21 protein-coding genes are annotated in these 26,949 nt (G+C 41.9%); 5 read left to right on the forward strand and 16 right to left on the reverse strand.

Annotated elements, in window-relative coordinates; all coding sequences use genetic code 11:
* Nucleotides 1-112 precede the first annotated feature (112 nt).
* Nucleotides 113-3,727 (reverse strand): PAS domain S-box protein, encoded by a 3,615-nt coding sequence (locus AC1XUO_RS11005; RefSeq protein WP_483329830.1) that lies wholly within the window; start codon nucleotides 3,725-3,727, stop codon nucleotides 113-115.
* Nucleotides 3,728-3,814: 87 nt separating this feature from the next.
* On the opposite strand from AC1XUO_RS11005, the gene rsmA reads away from it, so the two are divergent.
* Both rsmA and mgtE read left to right on the forward strand, forming a co-directional pair.
* On the forward strand, nucleotides 3,815-4,630 hold the full coding sequence (gene rsmA / locus AC1XUO_RS11010) for a 16S rRNA (adenine(1518)-N(6)/adenine(1519)-N(6))-dimethyltransferase RsmA (RefSeq protein ID WP_483330395.1): 816 nt from the start codon (nucleotides 3,815-3,817) through the stop codon (nucleotides 4,628-4,630).
* Between the two features lie 77 nt (nucleotides 4,631-4,707).
* On the forward strand, nucleotides 4,708-6,060 hold the full coding sequence (mgtE, locus tag AC1XUO_RS11015) for a magnesium transporter (protein ID WP_483329831.1): 1,353 nt from the start codon (nucleotides 4,708-4,710) through the stop codon (nucleotides 6,058-6,060).
* Nucleotides 6,061-6,071: 11 nt separating this feature from the next.
* On the opposite strand, the gene AC1XUO_RS11020 is transcribed toward mgtE, so the two are convergent.
* The gene (locus AC1XUO_RS11020; RefSeq protein WP_483329832.1) at nucleotides 6,072-7,538 is read right to left on the reverse strand and encodes an L-serine ammonia-lyase; all 1,467 of its coding nucleotides are present in this window, start codon (nucleotides 7,536-7,538) and stop codon (nucleotides 6,072-6,074) included.
* Nucleotides 7,539-7,737: 199 nt separating this feature from the next.
* Between AC1XUO_RS11020 and dtd the strand changes: the two genes are divergently transcribed.
* Together dtd and AC1XUO_RS11030 are read left to right on the forward strand one after the other, a co-directional pair.
* Entirely contained in the window at nucleotides 7,738-8,190 is a 453-nt protein-coding gene (gene dtd, locus AC1XUO_RS11025; RefSeq protein ID WP_483329833.1) for a D-aminoacyl-tRNA deacylase, read from the forward strand.
* Nucleotides 8,191-8,200: 10 nt separating this feature from the next.
* On the forward strand, nucleotides 8,201-8,527 hold the full coding sequence (locus AC1XUO_RS11030) for a nucleotide pyrophosphohydrolase (RefSeq protein ID WP_483329834.1): 327 nt from the start codon (nucleotides 8,201-8,203) through the stop codon (nucleotides 8,525-8,527).
* 210 nt (nucleotides 8,528-8,737) lie between these two features.
* Here AC1XUO_RS11030 and odhB read toward each other — a convergent pair whose 3' ends face one another.
* The 8 genes from odhB to AC1XUO_RS11070 form a co-directional block, all read right to left on the reverse strand.
* The gene (odhB, locus tag AC1XUO_RS11035) at nucleotides 8,738-10,315 is read right to left on the reverse strand and encodes a 2-oxoglutarate dehydrogenase complex dihydrolipoyllysine-residue succinyltransferase (RefSeq protein WP_483329835.1); all 1,578 of its coding nucleotides are present in this window, start codon (nucleotides 10,313-10,315) and stop codon (nucleotides 8,738-8,740) included.
* 51 nt (nucleotides 10,316-10,366) lie between these two features.
* On the reverse strand, nucleotides 10,367-13,129 hold the full coding sequence (locus AC1XUO_RS11040; protein ID WP_483329836.1) for a 2-oxoglutarate dehydrogenase E1 component: 2,763 nt from the start codon (nucleotides 13,127-13,129) through the stop codon (nucleotides 10,367-10,369).
* Nucleotides 13,130-13,241: 112 nt separating this feature from the next.
* Complete coding sequence (locus AC1XUO_RS11045; RefSeq protein ID WP_483329837.1) at nucleotides 13,242-14,174, reverse strand: PorP/SprF family type IX secretion system membrane protein; 933 nt, start codon at nucleotides 14,172-14,174, stop codon at nucleotides 13,242-13,244.
* 105 nt (nucleotides 14,175-14,279) lie between these two features.
* A complete protein-coding gene (locus AC1XUO_RS11050) occupies nucleotides 14,280-17,492 on the reverse strand; it encodes a hypothetical protein (RefSeq protein WP_483329838.1) in 3,213 nt (1,070 codons plus the stop codon).
* A gap of 16 nt (nucleotides 17,493-17,508) precedes the next feature.
* Nucleotides 17,509-18,588: an NAD(P)/FAD-dependent oxidoreductase gene (locus AC1XUO_RS11055; RefSeq protein ID WP_483329839.1), complete on the reverse strand. Its 1,080-nt coding sequence runs from the start codon at nucleotides 18,586-18,588 to the stop codon at nucleotides 17,509-17,511.
* A 6-nt stretch (nucleotides 18,589-18,594) separates the two neighbouring features.
* Nucleotides 18,595-19,299, reverse strand: coding sequence for a (d)CMP kinase (gene cmk, locus AC1XUO_RS11060; protein WP_483329840.1), 705 nt, complete (start codon nucleotides 19,297-19,299; stop codon nucleotides 18,595-18,597).
* A 144-nt stretch (nucleotides 19,300-19,443) separates the two neighbouring features.
* Complete coding sequence (locus AC1XUO_RS11065) at nucleotides 19,444-20,028, reverse strand: LutC/YkgG family protein (RefSeq protein ID WP_483329841.1); 585 nt, start codon at nucleotides 20,026-20,028, stop codon at nucleotides 19,444-19,446.
* A gap of 19 nt (nucleotides 20,029-20,047) precedes the next feature.
* Complete coding sequence (locus AC1XUO_RS11070) at nucleotides 20,048-21,421, reverse strand: lactate utilization protein B (protein ID WP_483329842.1); 1,374 nt, start codon at nucleotides 21,419-21,421, stop codon at nucleotides 20,048-20,050.
* A gap of 241 nt (nucleotides 21,422-21,662) precedes the next feature.
* Between AC1XUO_RS11070 and AC1XUO_RS11075 the strand changes: the two genes are divergently transcribed.
* Nucleotides 21,663-22,058 (forward strand): hypothetical protein, encoded by a 396-nt coding sequence (locus AC1XUO_RS11075; RefSeq protein ID WP_235153613.1) that lies wholly within the window; start codon nucleotides 21,663-21,665, stop codon nucleotides 22,056-22,058.
* Between the two features lie 54 nt (nucleotides 22,059-22,112).
* Here the strand turns inward: AC1XUO_RS11075 and AC1XUO_RS11080 are convergent, their stop codons facing one another.
* The 6 genes from AC1XUO_RS11080 to AC1XUO_RS11105 all read right to left on the reverse strand — a co-directional run bounded on the left by AC1XUO_RS11080 (nucleotide 22,113) and on the right by AC1XUO_RS11105 (nucleotide 26,871).
* A complete protein-coding gene (locus AC1XUO_RS11080; protein WP_483329843.1) occupies nucleotides 22,113-22,889 on the reverse strand; it encodes a (Fe-S)-binding protein in 777 nt (258 codons plus the stop codon).
* Between the two features lie 3 nt (nucleotides 22,890-22,892).
* Complete coding sequence (locus AC1XUO_RS11085) at nucleotides 22,893-23,585, reverse strand: endonuclease/exonuclease/phosphatase family protein (protein ID WP_483329844.1); 693 nt, start codon at nucleotides 23,583-23,585, stop codon at nucleotides 22,893-22,895.
* 289 nt (nucleotides 23,586-23,874) lie between these two features.
* Nucleotides 23,875-24,207 (reverse strand): L-rhamnose mutarotase, encoded by a 333-nt coding sequence (locus tag AC1XUO_RS11090; protein WP_483329845.1) that lies wholly within the window; start codon nucleotides 24,205-24,207, stop codon nucleotides 23,875-23,877.
* A 12-nt stretch (nucleotides 24,208-24,219) separates the two neighbouring features.
* Nucleotides 24,220-25,047: an amidohydrolase family protein gene (locus AC1XUO_RS11095; protein WP_483329846.1), complete on the reverse strand. Its 828-nt coding sequence runs from the start codon at nucleotides 25,045-25,047 to the stop codon at nucleotides 24,220-24,222.
* 59 nt (nucleotides 25,048-25,106) lie between these two features.
* On the reverse strand, nucleotides 25,107-25,970 hold the full coding sequence (locus tag AC1XUO_RS11100) for a fumarylacetoacetate hydrolase family protein (protein ID WP_483329847.1): 864 nt from the start codon (nucleotides 25,968-25,970) through the stop codon (nucleotides 25,107-25,109).
* 127 nt (nucleotides 25,971-26,097) lie between these two features.
* Nucleotides 26,098-26,871 carry an SDR family NAD(P)-dependent oxidoreductase gene (locus AC1XUO_RS11105; protein WP_483329848.1) on the reverse strand — a complete coding sequence of 258 codons (774 nt, stop codon included), beginning with the start codon at nucleotides 26,869-26,871 and terminating at the stop codon, nucleotides 26,098-26,100.
* Nucleotides 26,872-26,949 lie beyond the last annotated feature (78 nt).

A 26,949-nucleotide genomic window follows, 5' to 3' on the forward strand; every position in this document is an offset into this window, starting at 1 on the left:
GCAGGGTTAGAGGCCCTTTCTTGAATAAGGTTTAAGTGCTTTGAATTAAAACTGGCCAAAATCGACAGAACACCCGTTTTTACCGATCATTTAAATGACTTACCCTATTAAATTATTTCATCCAATCGTTTAATAATTCTTCATAATGATCGAGAAACTTGCGGTATGCGCGTTGTAGCTGTGGAAGCGCTTCGGACAACGTACTGGTATCGTCCGATTTTAATCTCCACTCTGCATCCTTTGCAATCTCAGCTACCTGAGAAACGCCGACCGTTCCCGCGCTTCCTTTTAACGTATGCAGATTGCTTTTCACTGTCGCAATATCACCGTCTGCGAATGCCGTCACTGCTCCTTCCACGAGTTCGTTAGACTCCATTACGAAATCTTCAAAAACGGACAAGACAAGATCTGCGCCGCCGATTGCTTTAAGCTGGTCAATTATTTCCTTATCTAAAATTGGTAGTGAAATTTCCTGGGCAATTTCCTTTTGTTTCAATTCCAGCTTACGTCCTTCCACATTACCGATCAGCTCTTTTACTTTCCAGATCAAATGTTGTGCACGAATTGGTTTGGCGATATAATCGTCCATTCCCTGGCTTAAAAAACGATCCCGGTCTTCCTTCATTGAATAAGCCGTCATCGCGACGATCGGGGAGGTCAGTTCAGGAAAACGCTTTTTCAATTCCTGCGTGGTTTCGACGCCATCCATATCGGGCATCTGGATATCCATGAAAATAATATCGTAGTACTCACCCTTGGATTTAAGTTTGTCTTCAACCTTATCAATCGCAACGAATCCGCTGTCTGCCAGATCCACCTGACAACCTGATTTTTTAAGGATTTCATTCGCAACTTTTCTGTTGACCGCATTATCATCAACGAGCAAAATCACCGGATGGAATTCCGAGAACACATTTTCGATTGGCACCTCTTGCATCTGACTGCTAGAACTTACCTGCGCAATTGAGGTACTTTTCGTTTCAAATGTAAACCAGAATGTGCTCCCCTCGCCTATGATAGATTCAACACCAATTTCACCATTCATTAACTCACAAAGTTGTTTAGAAATGGCCAGTCCGAGCCCGGTCCCTCCAAAAGATTTACGGGACGAATTGTCAAGCTGAGTAAAGGATGTAAACAAAATCTGCTTGTCAATGGCACTGATACCAATACCGGAATCCTGTACTTCGACTTTTATTTTATATGTCTTCCCATCTTTTTTGACAAGCGATAAGAAAATTTTGACCGCGCCCTTCTCAGTGAATTTCAAAGCATTGGACGTAAGATTTGATAAAATTTGCAGTAATCTCGTCTGATCTGCAATGATGAATTGCGGGAGGTCAGGCGCAACGTGGTAAGTCAATTCGTTACCTTTATTTTTCGCCGTTTGTCCAAAAAGAGAAACCAGCTTCACAAGTAATTCATCCAGTGCCAGTGGCGATTCATGCAGCACCATCTTGCCTGCCTCAATCTTTGAAAGATCCAGAATATCGTTAAGGATATCCAGCAAGGTTTCAGACGACCGTTTAATCGTGAAAACGTAATCACGCTGTTCGGTATTCAGTTGTGTCTCACCCAACAAATCGATCATACCAATCACACCATTCATCGGCGTTCTGATCTCGTGACTCATATTTGCAAGGAAACCTTCTTTAACTTTCAGCGAATGCTCTGCGTGTTCTTTGGCCTTTAACAATTCCTGCTCATTCCGTTTCAATTCCGTAATATCACGGGCCAGAACAGCAACTTCAATCGCTTTTCCTTTATCATTGGTAAACATCAGCATATTGACCATGAACTGCCTTTCTGTTCCATCTTTACGGTTCAGGCTGATCTCGAAATTTCTGAGACTTTTAGTCTTCCGAAGACGGATCAGTGCCGAATGGATTTTCTTTCTGTCTTTAAAAAATTCAGTAATTTCATGTCCGATCACTTCATCCGGCGTATAACCCATTCGCTTGAAAACAGACTGGCTGATCATAGAAATCCGTCCCTGACGATCGATCCGGCAGTAAATATCCTGAAGGTTCTCAAATATCCCACGGAATAATTCTTCACTATGACGAAGCGAAAGTTCTGCTTCTTTCCGACGCGTGATATCTCTCGCAATACCCGAAACTTCTTCGATTACGCCATTAGAATATTGAATTGGATTCAGATAAAATTCCAGCCACATTTCGCCGCCGTCTTTTTTATCAATTTTAAATTCAAAATACTGAGGCTCACCACGGAGTGCCTGGCGGTATTTTGTATCCAGCGTTTTTCTATTTTTTTGCCCAACCATACGCCAGCCAAATTTCTCCGCACCGACCTGTAAAGTCGGCCGGATACCTACCTGATTTTCAATCAGATCAGCATAATTTAGATTGAAAGACGTTAACTGCAGGCTCTTATTTACAGACCAGATCAAATGCGAACTGCTGTCAAAAATGGCATTCAAACGAGCGGCATATTTACTTAATTCTTCCTCACTTTGTTTTCTGGCAATAGCCAATGCAACCTGACCAGAAATAAATTCCAGTAATTCCAGATCGCGCGCATCAAACATATTCTGGTCGTCATAGGACTTGACACCAATAATTCCCGTTACTCGGTCGCCAATCCGCAACGGCACACAAAGCAATAATTTCGGAGTTACCCCATAAAGGTGGAGACTATTGGTCTTCGCCAGTCTTTCTATATCAGAGTCGTATAAAAAAAGTGGCTTGTTTGAAGCTATCGCATATTCGGTTACACCATTTCCCAAACGACGCCTTGTAAACCGTACATTTCCTTTAAAATATTCATCGACGTAGTAGGGAAAATAAAGATAACTTTTACTCTGATCGTAAAGCGCGATAAAGAAGTTTTTAACGTCGATAATTTTTCCTAATTCCTCATGGATTTTATGGTAAAAATCTTCCAGGTTTTGGGTATTGACTGTCCAGTTTGCGATACTGTAATATAAACTCTGTGCTTTTTCAGCCCGGATTTTTTCAGTGTAATCATTTAATATACAACGAAATGCTGTTGGTTTTCCGTTATCAAATCTGCAAACAACACTTCCTGCTACAAAAACCTTTTTGCCTTCCTTACTTAGAAAAACGGTTTCGAAATTTGGATTTGCCTTGCCCTCGCGGATCAAATCAAGCTGTGCGATAGCTTCCTCCATGTGCTGAGGATGAAGAATATCTTGCATGCGCATGGAAGCAGTTTCATCCAGCCGGTAGCCAAGTACCTCGCGCCAGGCCTTGTTTACAAATATAAATTTCCCATCCAGCGCCACCAGTTGAATCAAATCGCTGGTGTTATCTACCAGATCCTGAAGCTGCGCATTTGACTTGGTTATGGAAGATTCCATACGACGCTTTCGGGTTATATCATCACCAACCAGCGTGATGTATAAAACCTTGTCGTCGTCATTTTGGATCAAAACAGAATTTATGGAAAATGTCCTTAAAGTACCCTTTTGTGCTAAAAAAGGCACTTCCCGCTGTTCAAGTTTTCGTTTCCCCTCAATGCCTTCAAGCAGCATCTGACTCACTTCATCCTCCTCATCCTTTGGAACCAGCCTGTCGAAGATACTTTCTCCGATCAGATCAGATTCGAGCCACCCGGTTTTTTTTATCGCATAGGGACTAATCGCACGAATGATAAAATCAGGCGTGAAAGTTACCCCAATTAAGTTCAGATGTTGTAGTGTGGCGTGTATTGACTGCCAGTCAGTCAGCGACGATATCATTTCCATAGTTTGACGGAAACCGTATTTTTAAGATTACTTCCTATTCTTTATTCGATAAATCTACGAATTAAGACGTAATTTTGATCCGTGAAAATAAATTATAAAAATCAGAACGATTCGAAAGTTCGTGCCAAAAAACATTTGGGACAACATTTCCTTAAAGACATGAATATCGCCAACAAGATCGTTGACGGTCTGACTGGTCATGGCGGATATGAAAAAGTATTGGAAATAGGGCCCGGTATGGGCGTACTCACGCAATTCTTATTGCAAAAATCCACGTTCAGCACTTATGTTATTGAAATAGACACCGAGTCGGTCGTTTATTTAAAAAAGCATTATGAGGAACTGACGCCGCGGATTATTGAGGGAGATTTTCTAAAATACAATACTTCTGAAGTTTTCCCGGAGCCTTTTGCGATTATTGGTAATTTTCCATACAACATATCTTCGCAGATATTTTTTAAAGTACTTGAAATGCCCGACCGCGTTCCCGAGGTTGTTTGTATGCTGCAAAAGGAAGTCGCACAACGCATTGCCTCACCTCCGGGGAACAAAGATTATGGAATTTTAAGTGTGCTTTTACAGGCGTTTTATGACATCACTTATCTGGTAACGGTTCCGCCGGGAGCTTTCGATCCACCTCCAAAAGTCCAGTCAGGCGTGATTCGTTTGAGTAGAAATGATACCAAATCGCTTGCTTGTGACCAAAAATTATTTTTCAGAGTTGTTAAAACTGCTTTCAATCAACGGAGAAAAACTTTGAGAAATGCTTTGAAACCGGTTTGTGAAATGCCGGAAAACCCTCTTTTAACGAAACGAGCCGAACAGCTCGGCGTCGCAGAATTCGTAGAATTAACTAATCTGGCGGAAAGCGTGATCAAGGCTGCCAATTTGAATAATGCTTAAATCGTTTTGACCATTGCCGTCGTAAATATCCGTCAGCACGTTTCTCATTTTAATACCCCTTTTGCCAGCATAAATTTATGAATTTTGAGTTAACCAAAGAATACGTTGAACAAGTACAGGAACTAATCCTTGCAGAGAATTCGGAAGTCATTCGGACGCGTATGGCTGAACTTTATCCTGCGGATATCACTGGCTTATTGTATGAATTGGAAACTTCTGATGCACGGTACCTTATCAATCAGCTTGATACTGCTTTGGGGGCAGAGATCCTGGCGGCGCTGGACCAAAATGAAAGACGGGAGTTTTTGAAAGCCTTCACGTCAGAGGAAATATCAAAATATGTCAATCTTTTCGATTCTGATGATGCGGTGGATTTGCTGAATGAACAGCCTATCCGTGTCAGAGAAGAAGTGATTGCCTTACTTGAAGACAGAGAACAAGCCCGGTTCATTCTTGATTTGCTGCATTATGACGAGGATGTGGCAGGTGGTTTGATGCAGAAAGAATTGGTGAAAGCCAATGTGAACTGGAACGTAAATCAATGTATTGAAGAACTTAGAAAACAGGCGGAAGACGTTGAAAAGGTATATGCAGTCTACGTAACCGACGACAACGGAATATTGCTTGGCGTACTTTCTTTGAAAAAAATTGTGCTGGCCAGTAAGGATACAAAGGTTGAGCGGCTTTATGATAAGGATGTAATTTTCGTTGAAACCTATCGCCCGGCCGAGGAAGTTGCAGAGCTGATGCAGCGTTATGACCTTGACGCTTTACCCGTTGTGAATGTCCAGGGAAAACTTTTAGGGAGGATTACAATTGATGACGTGATCGATGTAATTACTGAGCAGGCCAATTCTGATACGCTGGCCATGGCCGGTATCACCGGAGATGTTGAGGAAGATGATACCATTTTACAACAAACCCGAGCGCGGCTTCCATGGCTTTTAGTTGGTATGATGGGTGGAATTCTGGCTGCGAAATTTATTAGTTTTTTCGAAGGCGACCTGAAAATCATACCTGCTATGGCAGCTTTTATTCCCATCATCGGATCGACGGGCGGAAATGTGGGAATTCAGACCTCTTCTATTATTTTACAAAGTATCGCCGACAAGACCGGTTTAAACATCAGTGTTTGGAGCCGGCTTATCCGTATGTTCGCCGTGGCTTCGATCAACGGACTTATCATCAGTGGAATTGTATTTGGATTTAACTTATTGATCGGAAACGAATTACAACTGGCATTAGTAGTATCTTCCGCTTTGTTATCGGTCGTCTTCCTCGCTTCTTTTACCGGGACAGTAACACCCATTGTTCTGGATAGAATCGGGATTAATCCGGCGGTTGCATCAGGCCCTTTCATTACCACAGCAAATGACCTGATCGGTTATGGCGTTTATTTTGGATTGGCGCATTTGCTGTTGCATTTGTAATGCGAAACCATCTAACATTCACTTAGACTGATTGGAATATTCACAGCCAGTCCACCTTCTGAGGTTTCCTTGTATCGAAAATTCATGTCCAGCGCAGTTTCCCACATCGTCTTAACAACGTTATCCAGGGATACTTTCGCATTTTCCGGATTGCTTTGCATAGCCAGTTGGGAAGCGGTAATAGCTTTGATCGCTCCCATCGTATTTCTTTCAATACAAGGAATCTGAACAAGTCCACCGACTGGATCACAAGTCATGCCTAAATGATGTTCCATGGCAATTTCAGCCGCCATCAGACACTGCTCGACAGTCCCACCGGAAACTTCTGTCAGGCCGGCAGCAGCCATTGCTGACGATACACCAATTTCTGCCTGACAACCACCCATTGCAGCAGAAATAGTCGCGCCCTTTTTGAATATGCACCCCACTTCACTCGCCGTCAGCAAAAATTTTATAATTTCTGGTTCAGAATCATGGCAGAAGATCAGATAATATTGTAAAACCGCCGGAATCACACCAGCCGATCCATTCGTCGGAGCAGTTACAACCCTGCTGAACGAAGCATTTTCTTCATTGACGGCCAAAGCAAAACAGCTTAACCAATCAAGTGTGTACTTGAAGCCACTGCCGCCATTACGAATAGCTTCAATCCATTCCTCATAGTTAGAATAACTTGCTCCGTTTAAAAGTTTTTGATTGAGCGCGGCAGCACGCCTTTTAACGTTCAAGCCGCCTGAAAGAACGCCCTCTTTATGACAACCTTGATAAATACTTTCCCTCATTACTTTCCAGATATTCAACAGCTGATCTGCAATCTCCGATTCGCTCCGCCAAACCTTTTCATTCTCATAAATAATATCTGAAATCTTCATCCCGGTCGACTTATGCCAGATTAGCAAATCAGAAGCGTGGTCTACCGGGAAAGGGAGTTTCACGCATGAAGAAATTTTCTCATCTTTATCATCTTCTTTTATTACAAAACCGCCTCCAACCGAAAAATAAGTCTCGGTAATGGTCTCGCCATTATCAGTCTCCGCAACGAAAGTGAGCGCGTTGGGATGGAATGGCAGGGATTCCTGCATCTGAAATTTTATATCATTTTTGGGATTAAAGATGATCTCCTTTTCACCATTCAATAACAGGATATTATTTTCTATGATGCTGGATTTTACACTTTCAATTTGTTTCGTATCCATAGTCACCGGATCGAAACCGCTTAATCCCAACTGCACCGCAAGGTCAGTTCCATGACCAATACCGGTCTTCGCCAGAGAACCAAATAAAAAAATCTTTACAACACTGACGTTTGCCAGACTGCTATTTTCCTGTATAAGTTTCACAAATTTCTGCGCCGCCCGCCATGGACCAAGTGTGTGTGAACTCGACGGACCGACGCCGATTTTGAAGATATCAAACACGGAGATTCTCTCCTCTTTCATAGCCGGTTTAGCAGCTTTCGATTTTTCCGATACGGTCATTTGTAAGAATTTAAACGAGTTCTTTCTACAATATACAACGCTAATTAAAACGTTTCAATATGCTCAGGATAATTTCCTGCGATTTGCGAGATTGAAATAAAAATTACTGACATGTGATCCTGTACGATTTATTGTTATTTTGCCATCCTTAAATTTTGGCCACTCGCAGGAAAACTCCTGATAATAATTTATAATATTCATGATTGCAGTTATTCAACGGGTAAGTGAAGCTTCCGTTACGATTGAAGGAAAAGTTGAAGGTAAAATTGATACCGGTTTTCTGGTACTCTTGGGTATCACCCACAGCGATACCCGGGAAGATATCGAATGGCTGGGTAAGAAAATAATTGGAATGAGAATATTTGGCGATGAAGAAGATAAAATGAATCTTGACCTGAAAACAGTCAATGGGAATATTCTTTTGATCAGCCAGTTTACGTTACATGCAAGTACAAAAAAAGGAAACCGGCCTTCATTTATTGATGCGGCAAAGCCAGAAATTGCCATTCCTTTGTATGAGCAGATGATTGAATTTTTGGGACAACAACTTGGAAGCCCCATTCAGTGCGGAATCTTTGGCGCGGATATGAAAGTCGCTTTACTCAATGATGGCCCGGTAACAATTGTAATCGATTCAAAAAACAGAATATAAAACCTTAGCGATGACAATCGAAGAAGCACAACAGCAGGTCGATAATTGGATAAAAACATACGGAGTACGCTATTTTTCGGAGCTTACGAATATGGCAATTTTAACGGAGGAGGTTGGAGAAGTAGCGAGAATTATGTCCAGAACCTATGGAGATCAGTCCTTCAAAAAGTCCGATATGGATAAAGATCTCGGTGATGAAATGGCGGATGTACTTTGGGTACTGATATGTCTTGCCAACCAGACCGGGATTAATTTGACCGAAGCTTTTGAAAAAAATCTTGCAAAAAAGACTGAACGAGATAAAAATCGGCATAAGGATAATCCGAAATTGAGTTAGCAAATAAGTAGGCAACGTAACTTCCGTACAAAGTGATAAAGTCTTTTACTGCGCGACTTACTAATCCTGAAAGGATGACAGTATTATAGAAAATGGATGAAGTGTTATGTTAAACCCTGAAAGGGTGACATAATTTATCTATAAACTCTTAATAAAACACAAACGACTTCGAAGATAATCTTCGAAGTCGTTTGTTAAATATATTAAGGACTACATATCCAATAACAACCTCATTGGATCTTCAAGTAATTGTTTTACCCGTACCAGGAAGCTTACTGAATCTTTTCCGTCAATTGTACGGTGATCGTAAGAAAGCGCAAGATACATAATCGGACGGATTACGATTTCACCGTTTACCACCACAGCGCGTTCAACGATATTATGCATGCCCATAATAGCCGATTGCGGCGCGTTAATGATTGGCGTTGACAGCATTGAACCAAAAGTTCCTCCGTTTGTGATTGTGAAAGTTCCTCCGGTCATTTCGTCCATACCCAACTTTCCGTCACGTGCGCGAACAGCCAAACGAACGATCTCCTTCTCAATCGCTGAGAAAGAAAGATCTTCTGCATTTCTGATCACAGGAACTACCAAGCCGCGAGGTGTAGAGACCGCAATAGAGATGTCAGCGTAGTCATTGTAAACCAATTCCTCGCCGTCAATATATGCGTTAACAACCGGGAAGTCTTTTAAAGCAACAGTAACTGCTTTTACGAAGAATGACATAAAGCCTAAACCAACTTCATGTTTTTCTTTAAACTTATCTTTGAATTTGTTACGAAGATCCATTACCGGCTTCATATCCACTTCGTTGAAAGTGGTAAGCATGGCAGTTTCGCTCTTCACAGCAACCAGACGTCTTGCAATCGTTTTACGAAGCGAAGACATTTTTTCTCGACGCTGACCGCGCTCGCCAGGAGCAGCCGCTTTCGCAGGAGCAGACGGAGCCGCCGGTTTTGCAGCGGGAGCAGCAGCTGGTGCCGGTTTTACGCCAGCTTTCAAAGCATCGTCTTTCATTATTTTTCCACCTGAACCAGAACCGTTCACATCCTTAGGATCGATTCCTTTTTCAGCCAAAATCTTGGCTGCAACAGGTGAAGTATGTTTTTCACTATAACCTTTATCTGATTCAGCAGCCGGAGCAGGAGCCGAAGAAGGTGCAGATGCACCGCCAGTCGAAGCCCCAACTTCAATTTTACATATAACCGCGCCGATTGCCAGGGTATCACCTTCCTGACCAACAATTCTCAAAGTTCCAACAGCTTCCGATGGAAGTTCGAAGGTCGCTTTATCTGATTCGAGTTCACATAGAATTTCGTCTAATTCAACATGATCTCCATCCTTTTTGCTCCATGAAGCAATTGTTACCTCAGTGATCGATTCACCAACGGCCGGAACTTTCATTTCATAAATTTCACCAGTTGCCGCTGGTGCCGCAGCAGGTGCTTTTTCCTCCGCCTTTTCTGTGGCTGGAGCAGCAGCCGGTGCAGGAGCAGCGACGGGTGCCGGAGCTTTCTCAGCAGCCGGTGCCGCAGCAGCTGCGCCATTGCCGGATGCATCGATCGTAGCGATCAAATCCCCAATACTTAATGTATCACCTTCCTGCGCTTTAATATGCAAAACACCTTCTGACTCTGCGGTCAGCTCAAATGTCGCCTTATCAGAATCCAATCCGCAAATCACCTCATCCAATTTCACAAAATCCCCATCATTCTTGAACCAGTTTCCTATCGTAACCTCAGTTATGGACTCGCCTACCGGCGGTACTTTTATCTCAATTTCAGCCATTTTATCAGCAATATGATGAACGAATTATGTCTTAAATAACCAGTTGAATACCTATTCAAATGCCCTGCGAATAATCTCAGCCTGTTCCTGCGCATGGATTTTCGCAAATCCTGTCGATGGTGACGCGCTTGAACGGCGGGCAATTACTTCCAATGGTTTGCTGCCATTGTACATACGAAGCATGAAAGTCCAGCCACCCATGTTAAAAGGCTCTTCCTGCACCCAAAATACTTTCGCATTTTCGTAAAGTGCAAGATGTTCGTCAATTTGTTTTTGCGGGAAAGGATGCATTTGTTCCAAACGGATGATTGCTACATCGTCACGTTTATCTTTTTGCTGCTTTTCAAACAATTCATAATACAGCTTTCCTGTACATAACAACACTTTGGTAACCTTTTTAGGATCCACAAACGAATCACCGATCGTCTCTTTGAAAGTTCCCTCAGTAAGATCTGAGATTGGCGAAACGCAAAGCGGATGTCTTAACATCGACTTTGGCGACATCACGATCAAAGGCTTACGGAATGGGAATTTCAACTGACGACGAAGCAAGTGGAAGAAGTTCGCCGGTGTTGTAACATTGGCAACGATCATATTGTAATCTGCCGAAAGCTGTAAATAACGTTCAGGGCGAGCATTCGAATGTTCTGGCCCTTGTCCTTCATACCCATGCGGAAGCAGCATCACAAGACCCGTCCAGCGATCCCATTTCGTCTCACTTGAAGAAATGAACTGGTCGATAATAACCTGGGCTCCATTGGCGAAATCACCAAATTGCGCTTCCCAAATCACCAACGCATTCGGATTAGCCATGGAATAACCAAATTCAAAACCTAAAACTGCATACTCCGAAAGCAGCGAGTTATAAATCATGAAAGGTCCCTGTCCTTCCTGGATATGCTCTAAATTACTGTATGAATCGTTGTTTTCAACATCGTGCAAAACAGCATGACGGTGAGAGAAAGTGCCGCGCTGAACATCCTGACCACTTAAACGAACAATATTTCCTTCCGCCAGAATTGAACCGTAAGCAAGTAACTCAGCCGTAGCCCAGTTAACTTCCTTCTTCTCAAAGATCATTTGTTCACGATCTTTCAAAAGTTTGTCAATTTGTTTCAGGCGTTGAAAGCCCTCCGGCGTATTGATCAGTGCTTTTCCTATTTTCTCAATTACCTCCAGAGATACACCTGTTTCAGGAGATTTCTCAAAATCAACAGGCGTTGATTTTCTCAGACTATGCCATTCCTGTTCAAGTTTAGGCAAAACGTAAGGCAATGCCTTTTGTTTCACCATATCGAGACGTTCCTGAAGCAAAGTCTTAAATTCTTTATCCATATTGGCTGCCAATTGGGCATCCACATCACCGCGTTCTGCAAGGGTCTTTTGGTAGATCTCGCGAGGGTTCTGGTGGTTTTCAATTGACTTATAAAGAACTGGCTGCGTGAACTTAGGTTCATCAGCCTCATTATGTCCATGACGACGGTAACAAACCATGTCAATGAAAATATCTTTATTGAATTTCTGACGATATTCAACAGCAAGTCGCATACAGAAAACAACAGCTTCCGGATCATCACCATTTACGTGAAGAACTGGTGCATCGACGATTTTCGCCACATCCGTACAATAAATACTTGAACGTGCATCAATGAAATCCGTTGTAAAACCAACCTGGTTATTAATGACAAAGTGAATAGTACCACCCGTATAATATCCATTCAAACCAGACATTTGCGTTACTTCGTACACAATTCCCTGACCCGCAACGGCCGCATCCCCATGAATGATCACAGGAAGAACACGGTCATAATCAGATTCATACATACCATCGGCACGAGCCCTGATAAATCCTTCGACAACCGGATTCACAGCTTCAAGATGCGATGGATTCGGAGCAAGCTTCAAATGAACCTGATTTCCGTTTTCAGCAGTGATCTGGCTTGCATAACCCATGTGATATTTCACGTCACCATCTCCCCAAACCTGGTCTGGTAAATTGCCTTCGAATTCGTTGAAGATCTGTCCGTAAGTTTTTTGCATGACGTTAGCCAACACGTTCAAACGGCCTCTGTGCGCCATACCGATCATCACCTCAACCACACCCATTTCCGCAGCTTTGTTGATCATTGCGTCAAGGGCAGGGATTGTTGTCTCTCCGCCTTCCAGCGAAAAACGCTTCTGTCCTAGGTATTTGGTATGCAGGAAATTCTCAAAAACAACAGCCTCGTTCAACTTCGAAAGAATATGTTTTTTCTCATTTATTGAAAAAGACATATTCAAAGCTTCTTTCTCAATTTTCTTACGTAACCAGCTTTTTTGTTCGCGGTCGCGAATGTAGAGATATTCAAATCCTATATTGCCCGAATAGATTTTTTTCAGGGAATCGATAATTTCTCGCAAAGTAGCAGGGCGACCGAAAACTTCGGTACCAGCTTCGAATACTAAATCCAGGTCCTCTTGTCCAAGACTAAAATCGCTAAGTTCCAACTGTGGTTTACGATCCCTCCTCTTTTGAATAGGATTGGTTGTAGCCAGCAAATGTCCTCTCGAACGATATCCACGGATTAAGTGAACCACCTCCATTTCCTTTCGGATCTGAGCAGCGTCCACCTTGCCGGCAGATGCTACCTCCTTTCCATTACTGGCACCATTGGCATGTCCATTGCCATTGGCAGGGTATTTCTGATAAAAATCAAACCCTTCAAAAAATTTCTGCCAACCTTCGTCTACGGAGGTTGGATCTTGCTTATAGGAATTGTATAATTCCTCTATGTAAGCGGCGTCGGAATTTGCTATATATGTGTATTTATCCATCACAAATGTGATTATTTCATTTACCGCACAAAGTTACGAGACTTATGTAAACAAAACGCAAAAAATCTCCTTTTTACTAAACATGTTCTGAGATATTCACCGTTAGTTTATTTCAATACTTCTGGAAGCCATTCGGGTTAGGAACAAACTTCAGCATTAACTCATGAATTCCTTTTGGCCCGGTGGTGACCAGGTTTAGTTGTTCAACCTGTTTAGTGCTATAAAAATATCCAAGCCTCACATTTCTGCCGACCATTACTTCGGCAGATAATTGTAAATAATTAATATTCGATCCGCCAAAAGATGAGCCTCCTCCTGCATGGTAAGTGGCCCCCAAACCAACTTTTTCATTAACCCAGATACGACCTCCAAAATCAACTCTTAGTTTATAATTCTTTTCCTGCACGAACAGCAAATTCGGGATCAGTTGTAATTCGTCTCCAAGCTCATAACTTCCACCAACCATAACATAAAGTGGCCTGCGATAAAAGAATGCAATTTGCTGCTGTCCAAATCCCTGAGACAATAACTCAGGCTTTGATACTCCCAAATAAAAGTTATCTGAATGTAACCAGGCTCCGAGACCAAAACTCCCAAGAGCCCTGTTGGTACTATTAAAGGACGAACCAACATCAAAAACTGGTAAAACATTTATGCCACCCTGACCACCCATAGCCAGTTTCCATTGGTCTGAGAGACCAAGGTGGTAGGCAAAGGAACCAGAAAATGCCGTGGTTGTGAAAAAACTCGTCTGGTCATTCATTGCCTGAAATCCTACACCGAACTTTCCGTTTCCGAAAGTGCCGTCTGCTGCGAAAGTCTGGCTTGAAGGCGAGTTTTGTATCGTGAACCATTTTCTGCGAAACATGGCTGTCATATTGAAGGTTTCCCTGACGCCGGTAAATCCAGGATTAATGGCCATAGGATTTTGGAGGTATTGCTCATACATCACTTCCCTTTGCGCATAAGCTTTTTCTTTATTAATGATAAATAAAGAAAGCAAGAGTAGAGAAAACAAAAAGCGGCTTTGGAAAAGTGTCATCATCAGTTTTGTGGAAAAGAAAGATTTAGAATAGCAAAAAAAAATGGCATGAGAACAGTTCCCGTGCCATTTTTATATTTAATATCATTCTGGTTTTTTAATCATCACTTAAAAGTCATAACCCAAAGTTACATAAGGAATTGCCTTATTGGTATATCCATTATCAACACCCCAGGCATAATCGAATTTAGCATAAATACCAAATATCGTTGTTCTAATACCTGCACCGTAACCCATTAAATAAGGATTTTTGTAGTTAGTTACCGTCGCTTTGAAAGGCTCTTCCACACTACCAATGATTTCTGTATTCAAGCTGTTTTTCTCGCTAAATGGTCCTTTTCCAGTCCAGGCTGTGCCAATATCTCCAAAACCTACGATCTGCAAATTACGGAGTGTGCTTGATGTAATGGAACCCCGGTAAAGATACTTGATCAAAGGAATACGAAGTTCTGCATTCAGCAACATGTAACTAGTTCCTGACAAACGGTTCAGATTAAATCCGCGTAAGTTGGTAGCAAAGTCTGTGAAGAAAATATCTCGGTTATCCCTGCTGAAATCAAGTGGATTGATGCCGGTCGTACGAGAATCTTTTTTGTTTCCAATCCAGTTTTCCATACCTCCCAGAATACTTTGCTTCGCAGCTTTTCCACCAGAATGGCTCATGGCAACACGGGTTGCAAAAATCAGGTCACGGTGAAGTTTTTGATAATGTCTGAAATCCAGACTAACGCGATTGAAACTTTCGTTGCCATTCGATAATCCAAGGTAGTTGTCGTAACGAACTTTGAAACGCGTTCCCTGCATCATATTCATACCTGTTTTAATGGTATTATCAAAAACAAATTCAGTTCTTAAACCTCCATAATTAGAGTTAAGATCCGGATTTGAAAGAATAAGATCTACCATTCGCGTCGAAGTGAACATCGGTGCCACAGTAAAACGGCTCGTTGTTGAGAACGGGTATGAAGCAGAAACCATGACCTGGTTGAAACGATATTTTTGCGGCGCAACCTCCGAATCGATGTATAACGCCTTTCTGTCCACCCTTACTCCAAAGTCAATCCGGTGAACATTGTTAGAATATTCTGCGAAAAGATCAGAGTTCCGGAAATTCGAAGAAATAAATACACCCGCTTTGATGACATGATTTTCAAGAAGATCGTTCATCGAAATAGATTGAGCGTATCCAAAACCCCGGATCGGGTCTATCCGCCAGTCAGAGCTTGCATCGTTATTGATAAACAAGCCTTTATAATTGTACGGACCCTTTATCGCAATGTTTTCACGCGTTGCCTTCGTTCTTGTTAAAGTATTTGGTGAAGTTGGGAATGTGCCTCTTTTTTGACGGGATTCAAATGATTTTAAAACATCTTCATCAAACTCATAATTTTCCGTATCAACTTCTCCCTCTTTCAAAGCCATTTTAGGCGTTTCAATTTTTGCCGGCACTTTTACTGAATCTGCTTTGATAACTGCATTTCCAGGCTTTCCTGCTTCAATTCCAACAACATCTCCTTTAACCAAAGAAGGCGTTTCTATCGACGCGCTCGCATCAAACCCATTTTTAAATGCCGCCGTGTAATAGCCATCATTCAAGTATGTATATGCAATAGCGCCGCCAGATTTCAACGTTATATCAGCATTACGCATGCTGTTGATATAATTCGTAACCTGCGAATTGGTATTTGACGCTCTGTTATATTTAAAAACATTACTTACGCCTTTTCCATTAGACAGATAAAAAACATCGTTATCATCTGCATAAATTGGCGCAACTTTCACCTTAGGATCCGCCGGTGTCAACCTCAAAAGCTGTCCTGAGCGCGGAGAACCGTCATGTTCAAAAACCGACAAACCGGCCGAAAGCGTTTTGAAATTTCCTTTATCAACCCCTAATGAATCCGTTGGGCGATTAGATGCAAAAACAACACGTCTGGCAGAGCCCTGAACAAATCTTGGGGAAACATCGTCATACAAATCATTTGTTAATCCGATCAGTGACATTCTCGCCACGCTGACCAGGAACAAATCATTTTGTCCGTTTTTGTCTGCACTCACTGCCAGCATCGTTCCATCCGTGGAAATATCCATATCGCTGATCTGATCCAGTCCGCGGATAGTCCGTCGCAGTTTAATTTTGATTTTTTTAGAGTCAAGGTTTTCGTATAAATAGAAATTCTGACGACCATTCTCAGAAGCAAGCACCGCCAGTGTGTTATTTCTCGACCAGCCTAAAAGTGGCGCCTGGGTTTTATTTCTTCCTCCAATGATATCAAGCTTACCCTGACGGATTATTTTTTTGGAACCAGATTCGCTGTTGAATAAATAAACGCGGTAACGTCCATTTTTAATTTCACTAACCGCAGTCCACTTTTTATCCGGTGAAACTTTTACAGCGGCTCCGGCATCCGAAGCACTCAACTCATTAAGTTTATACTTCCAGGCAGGTTTTGGATCCGTGTAAAATTGCTCGGCTTTTTTATTTAAATTCAGATAATACGCACGCCAGTCTCTCAAAAACCGATTGTATGAAGGTACTCCTAATGTGCTGGTTATACTGGTTTGTTCTGTACGAATAATTCTGGTCAGGTTAAGGATGTCGGAAATCTTATCCTTTCCATAGCGTTCGGCGATATAATTCCAGATCGAATGACCAATTAATGTTGCGTCATTGCCAGTCAGCAAGGTTGGTTTTCTAACATTACGATTTGTCAAAAAGTCACGCATGTAATCATTCAGCTCCGGCGACCAGCCCTCCGAAATATACGCCGCCGCGCCCGTCATGAACCATTCAGGAAGTGTAAGCAGAAGAGAACTTTGAAGCGCTTCCTTCATATTACCGCCATACAACATATCATATACGAACAGCAGACTTATATCTTTTACCAGTTTCTTTTTGAATCCAATCTGATCTCCGGTGTAGGCGACTTCGACGCGTGACTGGCCGAGATCCAACTTTTTATCTTCAAGATTATCAAGGCTTGACAATCCCATGTTGCTCTGTTCCAGTTCCTGAGGGGAATTATAGAGGAAAATTTTCACGCGACTGTAAGGCGTCCAGCCCAAAACATCCGTAATTTTATCGAACTCACTTTCAGCATATTGCGCTGTAAGTTTGGCCAATGCGGTTCCTCCCTGATAGTGATAAATTTCAAAATTTGTCGTTCTGAAAATCTTCCAGTTGAAGGTTTTGTATTGCACACGATTTTTGCCAAAGACTTCCTGGGACGGATAGCGCTGTGCGTTAGTCTCTACACCCGTCAAAAGCAGGGTAAAAAATGTGGCGGATAATGTTAGCTTGTGTATAATTTTAATTCTCATTTTTCTCCTGCTTACTTCAACGGAAATATAACGAAAAATACCTCTTAATATTCACTGCTTCATTCAATTCTTTCTGCTTTTCGAGATATTCTGTAAACTGGTTCGCAAAATACGGCGCGAGTGTGACACCCTTCGTGCCCAGTCCATTAAAAATCCCGATGCGCGGATGATCCGGATGGATACCTAACATGGGCCTTCTGTCATGTGAAGAAGGACGAATTCCCGCCAGCTGTCCAGTGATTTTATAAGGCACTTTTAACAACGACTTCAATTTACTTTCCAATTCCAGGGCCGCTGCTTCTGTCGTTTCCCAATCCAAAGGATCCCAGGAATAAGTCGCTCCTACGCGGCATTGTTTTTCAGAAACGGGAAGAATAAAAATTCCCTGATTTACGATCTGATTGGTCGACAATTTATCAATTTCAATTTCCAATATCTGGCCCTTTACCGGGGTAAAAGGTAGCCAGTTAAAAAGCTCATTTTCCCTCGCATTAAAACCCTGGCAAAGTATTACCTTGTCAAAACTGTAACCATTCCAGGAAACGGATTCCTGAGAAACTTTCAGATCGTCAATATGAAATGCTGATTCCAGATATTGACTTAAATTTGAAAAATAGTCACGGCTTTTATCCAATAATAAAGGTAAATCCACCCAGCCTGAACGAATAACTTCCATACCGCCAAAGGGAGCATGAACATGTTCCGGCACATTTTGTTGATCAGACGGTGACTGTATATATCTGGAAATTCCGGGATCGGACGTTTGAGCTAAGTACGAATTTTGCTCTTCTATGGATCGAAAAGGCCTAAAAATGGAAGCCTGATGCAAAAATTTCACATTCAACTTTTCCTCCAAACCAGCATAAAAATTTTGTGCATAGGGAAAAATCTCATCGGCGAGCCATGTTTTTACTAACTTTTTTCCTGTCAATGGATTAAAAATTCCGGCTGCAACCTTTGACGAAGATGGCAAAGACGAATCATTTATCAATAATATCCTCTTACCTGACTCATGCAGATGCCAGGCCAATGAAGTTCCGGCAATTCCCTGTCCGACAATCAGATAATCATAATGGTTTTTAATATTTTGTGTCATGAAATTTTATTTATTTTCACGATCACGAAGTACCAGACCGATTTGTTCATCCGCTAACCTGACCACCATTTCTACCTGCTCGTCCAGCGTCATCATCGAGTTATCGATATAAATAGCATCTTCTGCCTGTCTCAATGGACTTTCTGCACGGGTAGTATCTATCCGGTCACGCATTTTCAGGTTTTCGGCAATTTCGGGGAGACCGACCAGTTCCCCTTTTTCTAATAATTCAAGCTGACGACGTTGCGCACGAATCATTGGATCGGCCGTCATAAAAATTTTCAGCTCAGCCTGGGGAAAAACAACTGTCCCGATATCGCGGCCATCCATCACAATTCCTCTCGACCGACCCATGCGCTGCTGCTGGGCAACCAATGAATGCCGTACATCCTTGATCGCACTGACGGTACTTACCTGCTCGGAAACGTACATCTTACGAATTTCGTCTTCCACGTTAAGGCCGTTGAGATAGGTATCATTCGTTCCCTTTTCCTTATGTCGGCGGAACGTGATATGGATGTCATTTAACGCTTTCTGGATTTCCCTGGGATTGGAAACCGATATGTGATTCTGAATAAAAAATAATGTCACTGCCCGATACATGGCTCCTGTATCTATGTATGCGTAATTCAGTTGTTGAGCAACCTGCTTGGCGGTTGTACTTTTTCCACAACTTGAATATCCATCAATCGCAACAATTATTTTGGGCATACTTTCAAGGTTTAATATTTGGCGGCAGAGCCTGGCCAAATTCAAAAATGCAATAGATTAATCACTGCAAAAGTATAAGAAAGAAAGCGTGAGACGAACTTTTTTATATACTTACTTGAAAACAACCGCTGTTACAATTTCTAACTAATTCTCCACTAAAAAGATAACCATATTGCGGGCTCCGTGCGCACCAATCACCAACGACTGCTCAATGTCCGCAGTTTTGGACGGACCGGCAATAAAACAGCCCCAACCCGTCGTATCAGACAAACGGTTATAAGCGTCATGCATATTATTGACCAGTGCATTTCTCGGGATAACAAAAGCCAGATTTTGGGTAATAAAAGGCAAAACCCGATGCTGTAAATGGTTGTCCGAAATCCAGACTGCGCCGTTTTCCGCGACGCCAAATTCTGCCTGCAAAATAGCAACTTCAATTAATTCAAGATCATGCGGATCTGCAACCTGTAAACTAAAATCTGCCCAGGAAGCCAGTTCAGGAATTGTGGTGGCTTTATTTACTACACCAACGTACATTTCCTCAACTTTTTCAAGAAGCTCATCCTTAGATTCTACTATGATTACCTCAGTATATATGGCTTGTAAAATTTCTCTGAATTTCTCCTCCGTATCTTTATAACCGCTGTCAAAATTGAAATGCGTTGGCAAAACAGTTTCAGAAGGTTTGTTCAGCTTAACCTGCTGAAGAATTTTTTCACGTGAGCTCATGATATTTTTTGTTCTAAAATTATTTCCGGTTTCTGACAAACCAGTCTCTGAAACTTTCTTTTGGTGGCTCTGGCATTTCCCGTTGCTTAAACCATGGGTTCAGCGAATTATTAACCATAAAAGGTAAAGTCCGCATTACCGAGCGACCTAATCTGCCCGACCACTGATAAAACCTTGGCTGAGATAAAACCATCGACATCGCTTTTACGCCTATTTCTTTCGCCTGAGGCACGTGCCCGCCCTTAACCAAAACCTGCCGCCATTTATACAACTGATCGTGAATATCAATTTTTACCGGACAAACATTGGAACAGCTTCCACATAATGTACTCGCAAAAGGAAGATCTGCATTTTTAGTCATATCAAGATTCGGAGCGAGGATAGACCCGATTGGGCCAGCAACGGCATTATGATAACTATGTCCGCCGCTTCTGCGGTATACCGGGCAAGTATTCATACAAGCGCCGCAACGAATACACTTCAAAGAATTCCGGAAATCAGGACGGCCAAGCTGTGTGCTTCTTCCATTATCCACAATGACCAGGTGCATTTCCTGTCCTACGCGAGGCTTTCTAAAATGACTGCTGTATGTGGTTACAGATTGCCCTGTCGCACTTCTCGCAAGAAGTCTGAGAAAAACGCCCAGGTGAGATTGTAATGGGATGATTTTTTCAAAACCCATACTGGCAATATGAACATCGGCAAGATGCGCGCCCATATCAGCATTTCCTTCGTTTGTACAAACAACGAATCCACCGGTTTCAGCGATTGCAAAATTAACACCGGTCAATGCAGCCCTTCTTGTAAGGAATTTATCACGTAAATGTTGCCTCGCCGCCTCTGTCAGATATTGCGGGTCAGTTGCGCCTGCATCCGTTCCCAAATGTTCGTGAAAGAGATCACCGATATCTTTCTTTTTTAAATGGATAGCTGGCAAAACGATATGGCTTGGCGGCTCCTGGCGCAGTTGAACAATTCTTTCGCCAAGGTCCGTATCGATAACCTCAATGCCATTCTGAATAAGAAACTCATTCATGTGGCACTCCTCCGTCAGCATCGATTTGCTTTTCACCATCTTCTCAACCTTGTGCTGCTTTAAGATCGCCAGAACTATTTTATTATGTTCTTTCGCGTCAACAGCCCAGTGAACATGAATACCATTTGCTTTTGCATTTTTTTCAAATGTTTCAAGCAGATCGTCCATATGAGACAGTACATAATTCTTTATCTGTGAAGCAGTTTCCCGTAACTCCTCCCATTCAGGCAATAATTTTGACGAAATATCCCGCTTTTTTCGGACGAACCACAATGTTTCGTCATGCCAATCTACGTACGATTCGTCTTTATTGAAGGTCTCTGAGGCCTCGGCATGTTCAATTACTACTTTCGACATGGTTTGTTAACAAATAGATAATAGTATTTTTTAAAGAATCTCAATTGTACTTTTCACATTCGTTGTACTATTTCAAGTTTGCAAATTGTTAAATAAACAACTTTTTACAAAACACCAAAAAGCTATTTTACTCTATTGCAATATGTTGTAATTTTGAATCACAAAGTTTTTTGATCGGGGCATCAGAGTCTGATCAAAGTTTAATTTAACTTTTTTTAGACACAAATTAATTTTCACTCCTATGAAAACCAAAAACACTCTTTTTTCAGCTGCCTTGATTGGTATGCTTATAGCAGGTTCAGCATTTACAGCTAATGCACAAACCGCCATCGCAACTTCCGACAAAACTGAATCAGCTTCTACTAAGTTATCAGTTCTGCAAGTTAAACCTATGCAATTCCGCGTTTCATATAACAATGCACAATCAAACAATATAATCGTACGTATTCTGGACACTGACAAAAATGTTCTTTTTTCAGAAAACAAACGTGCAGCAGCAACATTTGTGAAATATTTTGATCTTTCGACGCTTCTTGATGGTACTTATACTTTCGAGATTACGGACGGAAAAGAGAAAGCTTCACAAACGTTTGATGTTCTGACAAAGACGAGCCGCGTCGTTTCTTCAATCAACTAAACGACTGAGCCTTCTCAGATTCTGGATTCCGTAAACTTTGTAAAATGCCGGTGCTCAATGATTGGGTGCCGGTATTTGTTTTACAGCACTATTCAAAATCTCAGCGATATGTTTTACCTGAACTGGTGAGTTTTGTCGTTTTAAAATTCCTTCCAAGTGCAGAAGACAACTCATATCTGATCCGGTAATATATTCGGCATTATGACGGATGTGGTCCGATACTCTGTCTTTCCCCATCTTAACCGAAACTGCTTCTTCAGCAACGCAAAATGTTCCTCCAAATCCGCAGCACTCATCTTTTCTATCCAGCTCAACAAGCTGTAATCCCTGGACCTTCGTTAATAAAGTTTCCGGTTTGTTATAAGGCGCGGCATTCAATTCTGACATCTGGGAAAGGTGCAAGCCGCGCTGTCCGTGGCAACCCTGATGCAACCCGACGCGATAAGGAAAATCTGCCGCGACCTCATCGATTTTCAAAACATCGGTTATAAACTCAACAAGTTCATAAACTTTCTTACGAAGTTTTTTAGAATCCTCAACCCGATCCTCTACTTTCAAATGCTCTTTGATATGCAGCACGCAACTTCCTGAAGGTGCTACGACATAATCGAATTCAGCAAAAGAATTAAAAAAAAGATTGTTGCAGTCCTTGGTCAAATGCTCGAAGCCTGAGTTCGCCATGGGCTGGCCGCAACAGGTCTGATTTAGCGGGAAGCTAACTTTACAACCCAATTTTTCAAGCAACTCCAAGGTCGCTATACCCACCTGCGGATAAAACTGGTCCACATAACAGGGAATAAACAGTCCGATTTTCAAATGTGAGTAATCCATATTTTACCAAAATTCAATCGTTGCCATAATGGGGTAATGATCAGAAACGTCCGGGTATTTTTTGATAACCTTGTATTTCTTCACTCTAACCTTGTTGTTCATCAATACAAAAATATAATCGAGCCTGTCACCGGGAAGTCCCTCAGTCCAGGTTTGCATCTGGGATCCCCGGGCTGCATCCTGCCATTTTTTCCTGAAAGAGAAATAGGGCTGCTCATTTGGCCGGGCGCCCATGTCCATTCCTAAAACCACAGGCTGAATACTTCCTTCAAGCAACCTGTTTACAAACGCCGCCTGCAAAGCTCGGTCAACAACGGAAGCATATTCAAGACGTGCATTACAAAACCTAAACGTCAGGTTTTTATTGACACTAATCAGCCCGCATTGTAATACTCTGGCATCTGATCCCTTAGTCGCAGGTAAATTGAACTTTTGCGTTTTCTCAAATGGCCACTTGGATAACAAACCTACACCCTGCGATCCATGCTCGGTGCTGTCAGCGACGCCATAAGCATAATACATACCCGTCTGAATGGCTAGCTGCCTTAACTGAAATTGTACTTTACCGTTATTTTTTAAGCTATCGACCGCTTGTAAGGCGACTAATTGTGGCGAGTTCTCTTTTATAATTTTCAAAATCCCCATGAGATTCGATTCGTCGTTCAAATCGAGTCCATGCCGGATGTTGAAACTCATGACTTTAATCTCCACCGGCCGACGAGGCTGTGACGAAAACAAAGTGATGGTTAAACATATTAAGCTGATAATCAGTACTAACTTTTTCAATCTATCAAATAGCTAAGTAAAATGGCTCCTGTCAAACTGTAATTTAAGACCCTTAGGTCTAAAATCGCAATCTGTCTTCGGTTAATTCCTGAGAAGGTTTCCCCTAACTTTTATTGAGTGATGCTGGTTGGTGCTAGTTTTAAAAGCTATTTTTCAATTGTGGCTAACAAAATTTGTGGTACTCATTTGAAGATAATCCCTAAACCAAAGCGAAGATCTTGTCCATTATAACCCATTTCTCCCCTTCCTTCGCAGAAGGCAACGCTTGCTGATATTTCCACATCAGCTGCTCCCAAACCTGTACATCCGGATTGGCAGCATCCATGGCATTTTTTGTTTCAAAACTAAAATCGTCTACCGTTTCCATAATCATGAATAACCGGTTTTCAATTCTGTAAAGCTCCATTTGCGTAATCCCTGCATCCAGAATACTCTTTTTTATTTCCGGTCGCGGTACGCGATGGTGCTCTTCATACTCTGCTATCATTTTTGCGTCGTCAACTAAATCCAGAGCAAGACAGTATCTTTTCATTTTGTAATCTTTTTAATCGAGGGAATAAAATTTTACCGCATTTTCACCCCAGACTTTCTTTTGTTCAATTTTGGTAAGCTTGGTCATGTAATTTACAAGCACATCTTTCATCGCTCCGTATTCAGCTGCCACCAGACAAACCGGCCAGTCAGAACCAAACATCAAACGATCTGATCCAAAAGCTTCAAAAACAGTATCCAGATAAGGTTCAAAATCTGCGTTCTGCCAGGAATACCAATCCGCTTCTGTCACCATGCCTGAAATTTTGCAGGAGACGTTTGGAAGCTCGGCTAACTTTTTAATATCCCTCGCCCAGGTTTCTATCTCACCTTTCCTGATATAAGGTTTTGCAATATGGTCAAGTACAAACTTTACGTTTGGCAATTGTTTTGCAAAAGTATAACTGGCCGCCAGCTGGGTCGGATATACCAGAATGTCGTAAGTAAAACCGAACGCAACCAATTGTCCCACACCTTTAATAAAATCAGGTTGCAGCAAAAAGTCATCCGGCTCTCCCTGAACGATATGTCTGAAACCTTTTAGTTTTTCAAATTGCGAACAAACTTCCAGCCTATCATACAAATTCTCAGCCCGAAGATCGATCCAGCCAACAACGCCTTTGATAAAATCGTTTGCCTCTGCAAGCTGCAACAAAAATTCCGTCTCAGAATTGGACTGATCTGCTTGCACAGCCACGCATCCATCCACGCCATTTTCGTACAAAATCGGTTCAAGATTTTCAGGTAGAAAATTCTGTCTGATCTTTTCCATTTCTGGCGTGATCCAGGAATCTCTTACCGGATCATAAATCCAAAAATGTTGATGGGAATCGATAACCATATTATATTATTTGAATTTTTCCGGATGAGAATTATGCTTTGCACCCGGAAAATTTGAATTTATACTGCTTTCCAGGCAATTGCTTCCTGCTTCTGAACACCCAAACCTTCAATACCAAGTTCAACGATATCACCTGGTTTTAGATAAACCTGAGGTTTCATACCCAGACCTACGCCAGCCGGAGTTCCCGTAGAAATAACGTCACCAGGAAGCAAAGTCATAAACTGGCTCAGGTAACTTACAAGAAAACCAACCTGAAAAATCATATCCGAGGTATTACTATCCTGAATTTTTTTACCATTTAAAGACAACCAAAGGTCAAGATTATTTGCATTCGGAATATCTTCTCTTGTGATAAGGTATGGTCCAAGTGGTGCGAAAGAGTCATTACTTTTCCCTTTTACCCATTGTCCACCACGTTCCAACTGATATGCACGTTCGGAGTAATCATTGTGAATGGCGTAACCAGCTACATAACTAAGCGCATCAGCTTCTTCAACATAACTTGCTTTTTTCCCAATCACAACGGCAAGCTCAACTTCCCAGTCTGTTTTTTCCGAACCTCTTGGAATAATAACCGGATCATTTGGGCCAACCAGCGCAGAAGTTGCTTTAAAAAAGACAATTGGCTCTTTCGGTAATTCTGTTGCACCGGATTCATACGCGTGTTTTGCATAATTCATCCCTATACAAATAATTTTTGAAGGGCGCGCAATACATGACCCAAAACGGAAACCAGGTTCAACACGTGGTGCCGAAGCAGAATTGACAGTGAGCCAGTCGGCAAGACGATTTAACCCGTCCGTACCAAAAAATTTCTCATTATAATCTTCACCAAAGGCAGAAACATCCAGCAACTCGCCGTTTGTAAGTTCTACACCGGGTTTTTCTTGTTCGTAAGCTCCAAAACGGAAAAGTTTCATAGTTATGGCTTTCGGCTTTCGGCTGTCAGCAATCGGCTGCCAGATTACGGCCAGTTTTGATAAAATATTTTCTTAACTATTTCAATTATCAATGCCGATTGCCGAAAGCCGACAGCCGACATTTTTTTTAATTATTTAGTTTCTCAAATCCCCCATCAATCAAATAATCGCAACCGGTGATGAAAGAGGCTTCGTCTGAACAAAGGTATAGCGCCAGTGCACCAATCTCATCCGGTTTTGCCATTCTGCCAATCGGCTGAGTTTTCGATAGTTTTTCGAACATTTCAGCTTCTTGTCCCGGATAGTTTTTTGCAATAAATCCGTCAACAAAAGGCGTATGAACACGTGCCGGCGAAACGCTGTTGCAGCGAATACCATCGGCCAGATAATCTTTCGCAACGGATAAGGTCATTGAATATACAGCACCTTTTGCGGTTGAATAAGCAAAACGGTCAGGTATACCGACCGTTGCGGCAATTGACGCCATGTTCAGAATTACACCCCCACCAGCTTTTTTCAAATGTGGTATTGTCGCAAAAAGGCAATTGTAAACGCCTTTAACATTGACATTAATCACGCGGTCGAAGTCGGTTTCAACTGTATTATCCGCTTTTCCGATATGGGCTATCCCGGCATTATTGACCAATATATTAATGGTTTGTTTTTCAGCAATTTCATCAATAACTTTTACAACATCAGCCTGTTTTGAAATATCGATCGCGTGCGCTTCTGCGCTTCCGCCACCACTTTTAATATCTTCAGCTACTTGATTTGCTAGGTCAATATTAAGTTCAAGAATATGCACATGAGCACCTTGCTTTGCGAAGGTTTTAGAAATCGCCAAGCCAATTCCACTTGCACCTCCCGTTACCAAAGCCACTTTGCCGGTTAAATCAAACATGTATTTTTATAATTAATTATTACGTCAATGTCTAAATGAAAAGACTGATGGTTGCGAACTTTACTCGAAACAAACTTG

The sequence above is a fragment of the Dyadobacter sp. HNCC25DJ186 genome (assembly GCF_056895235.1).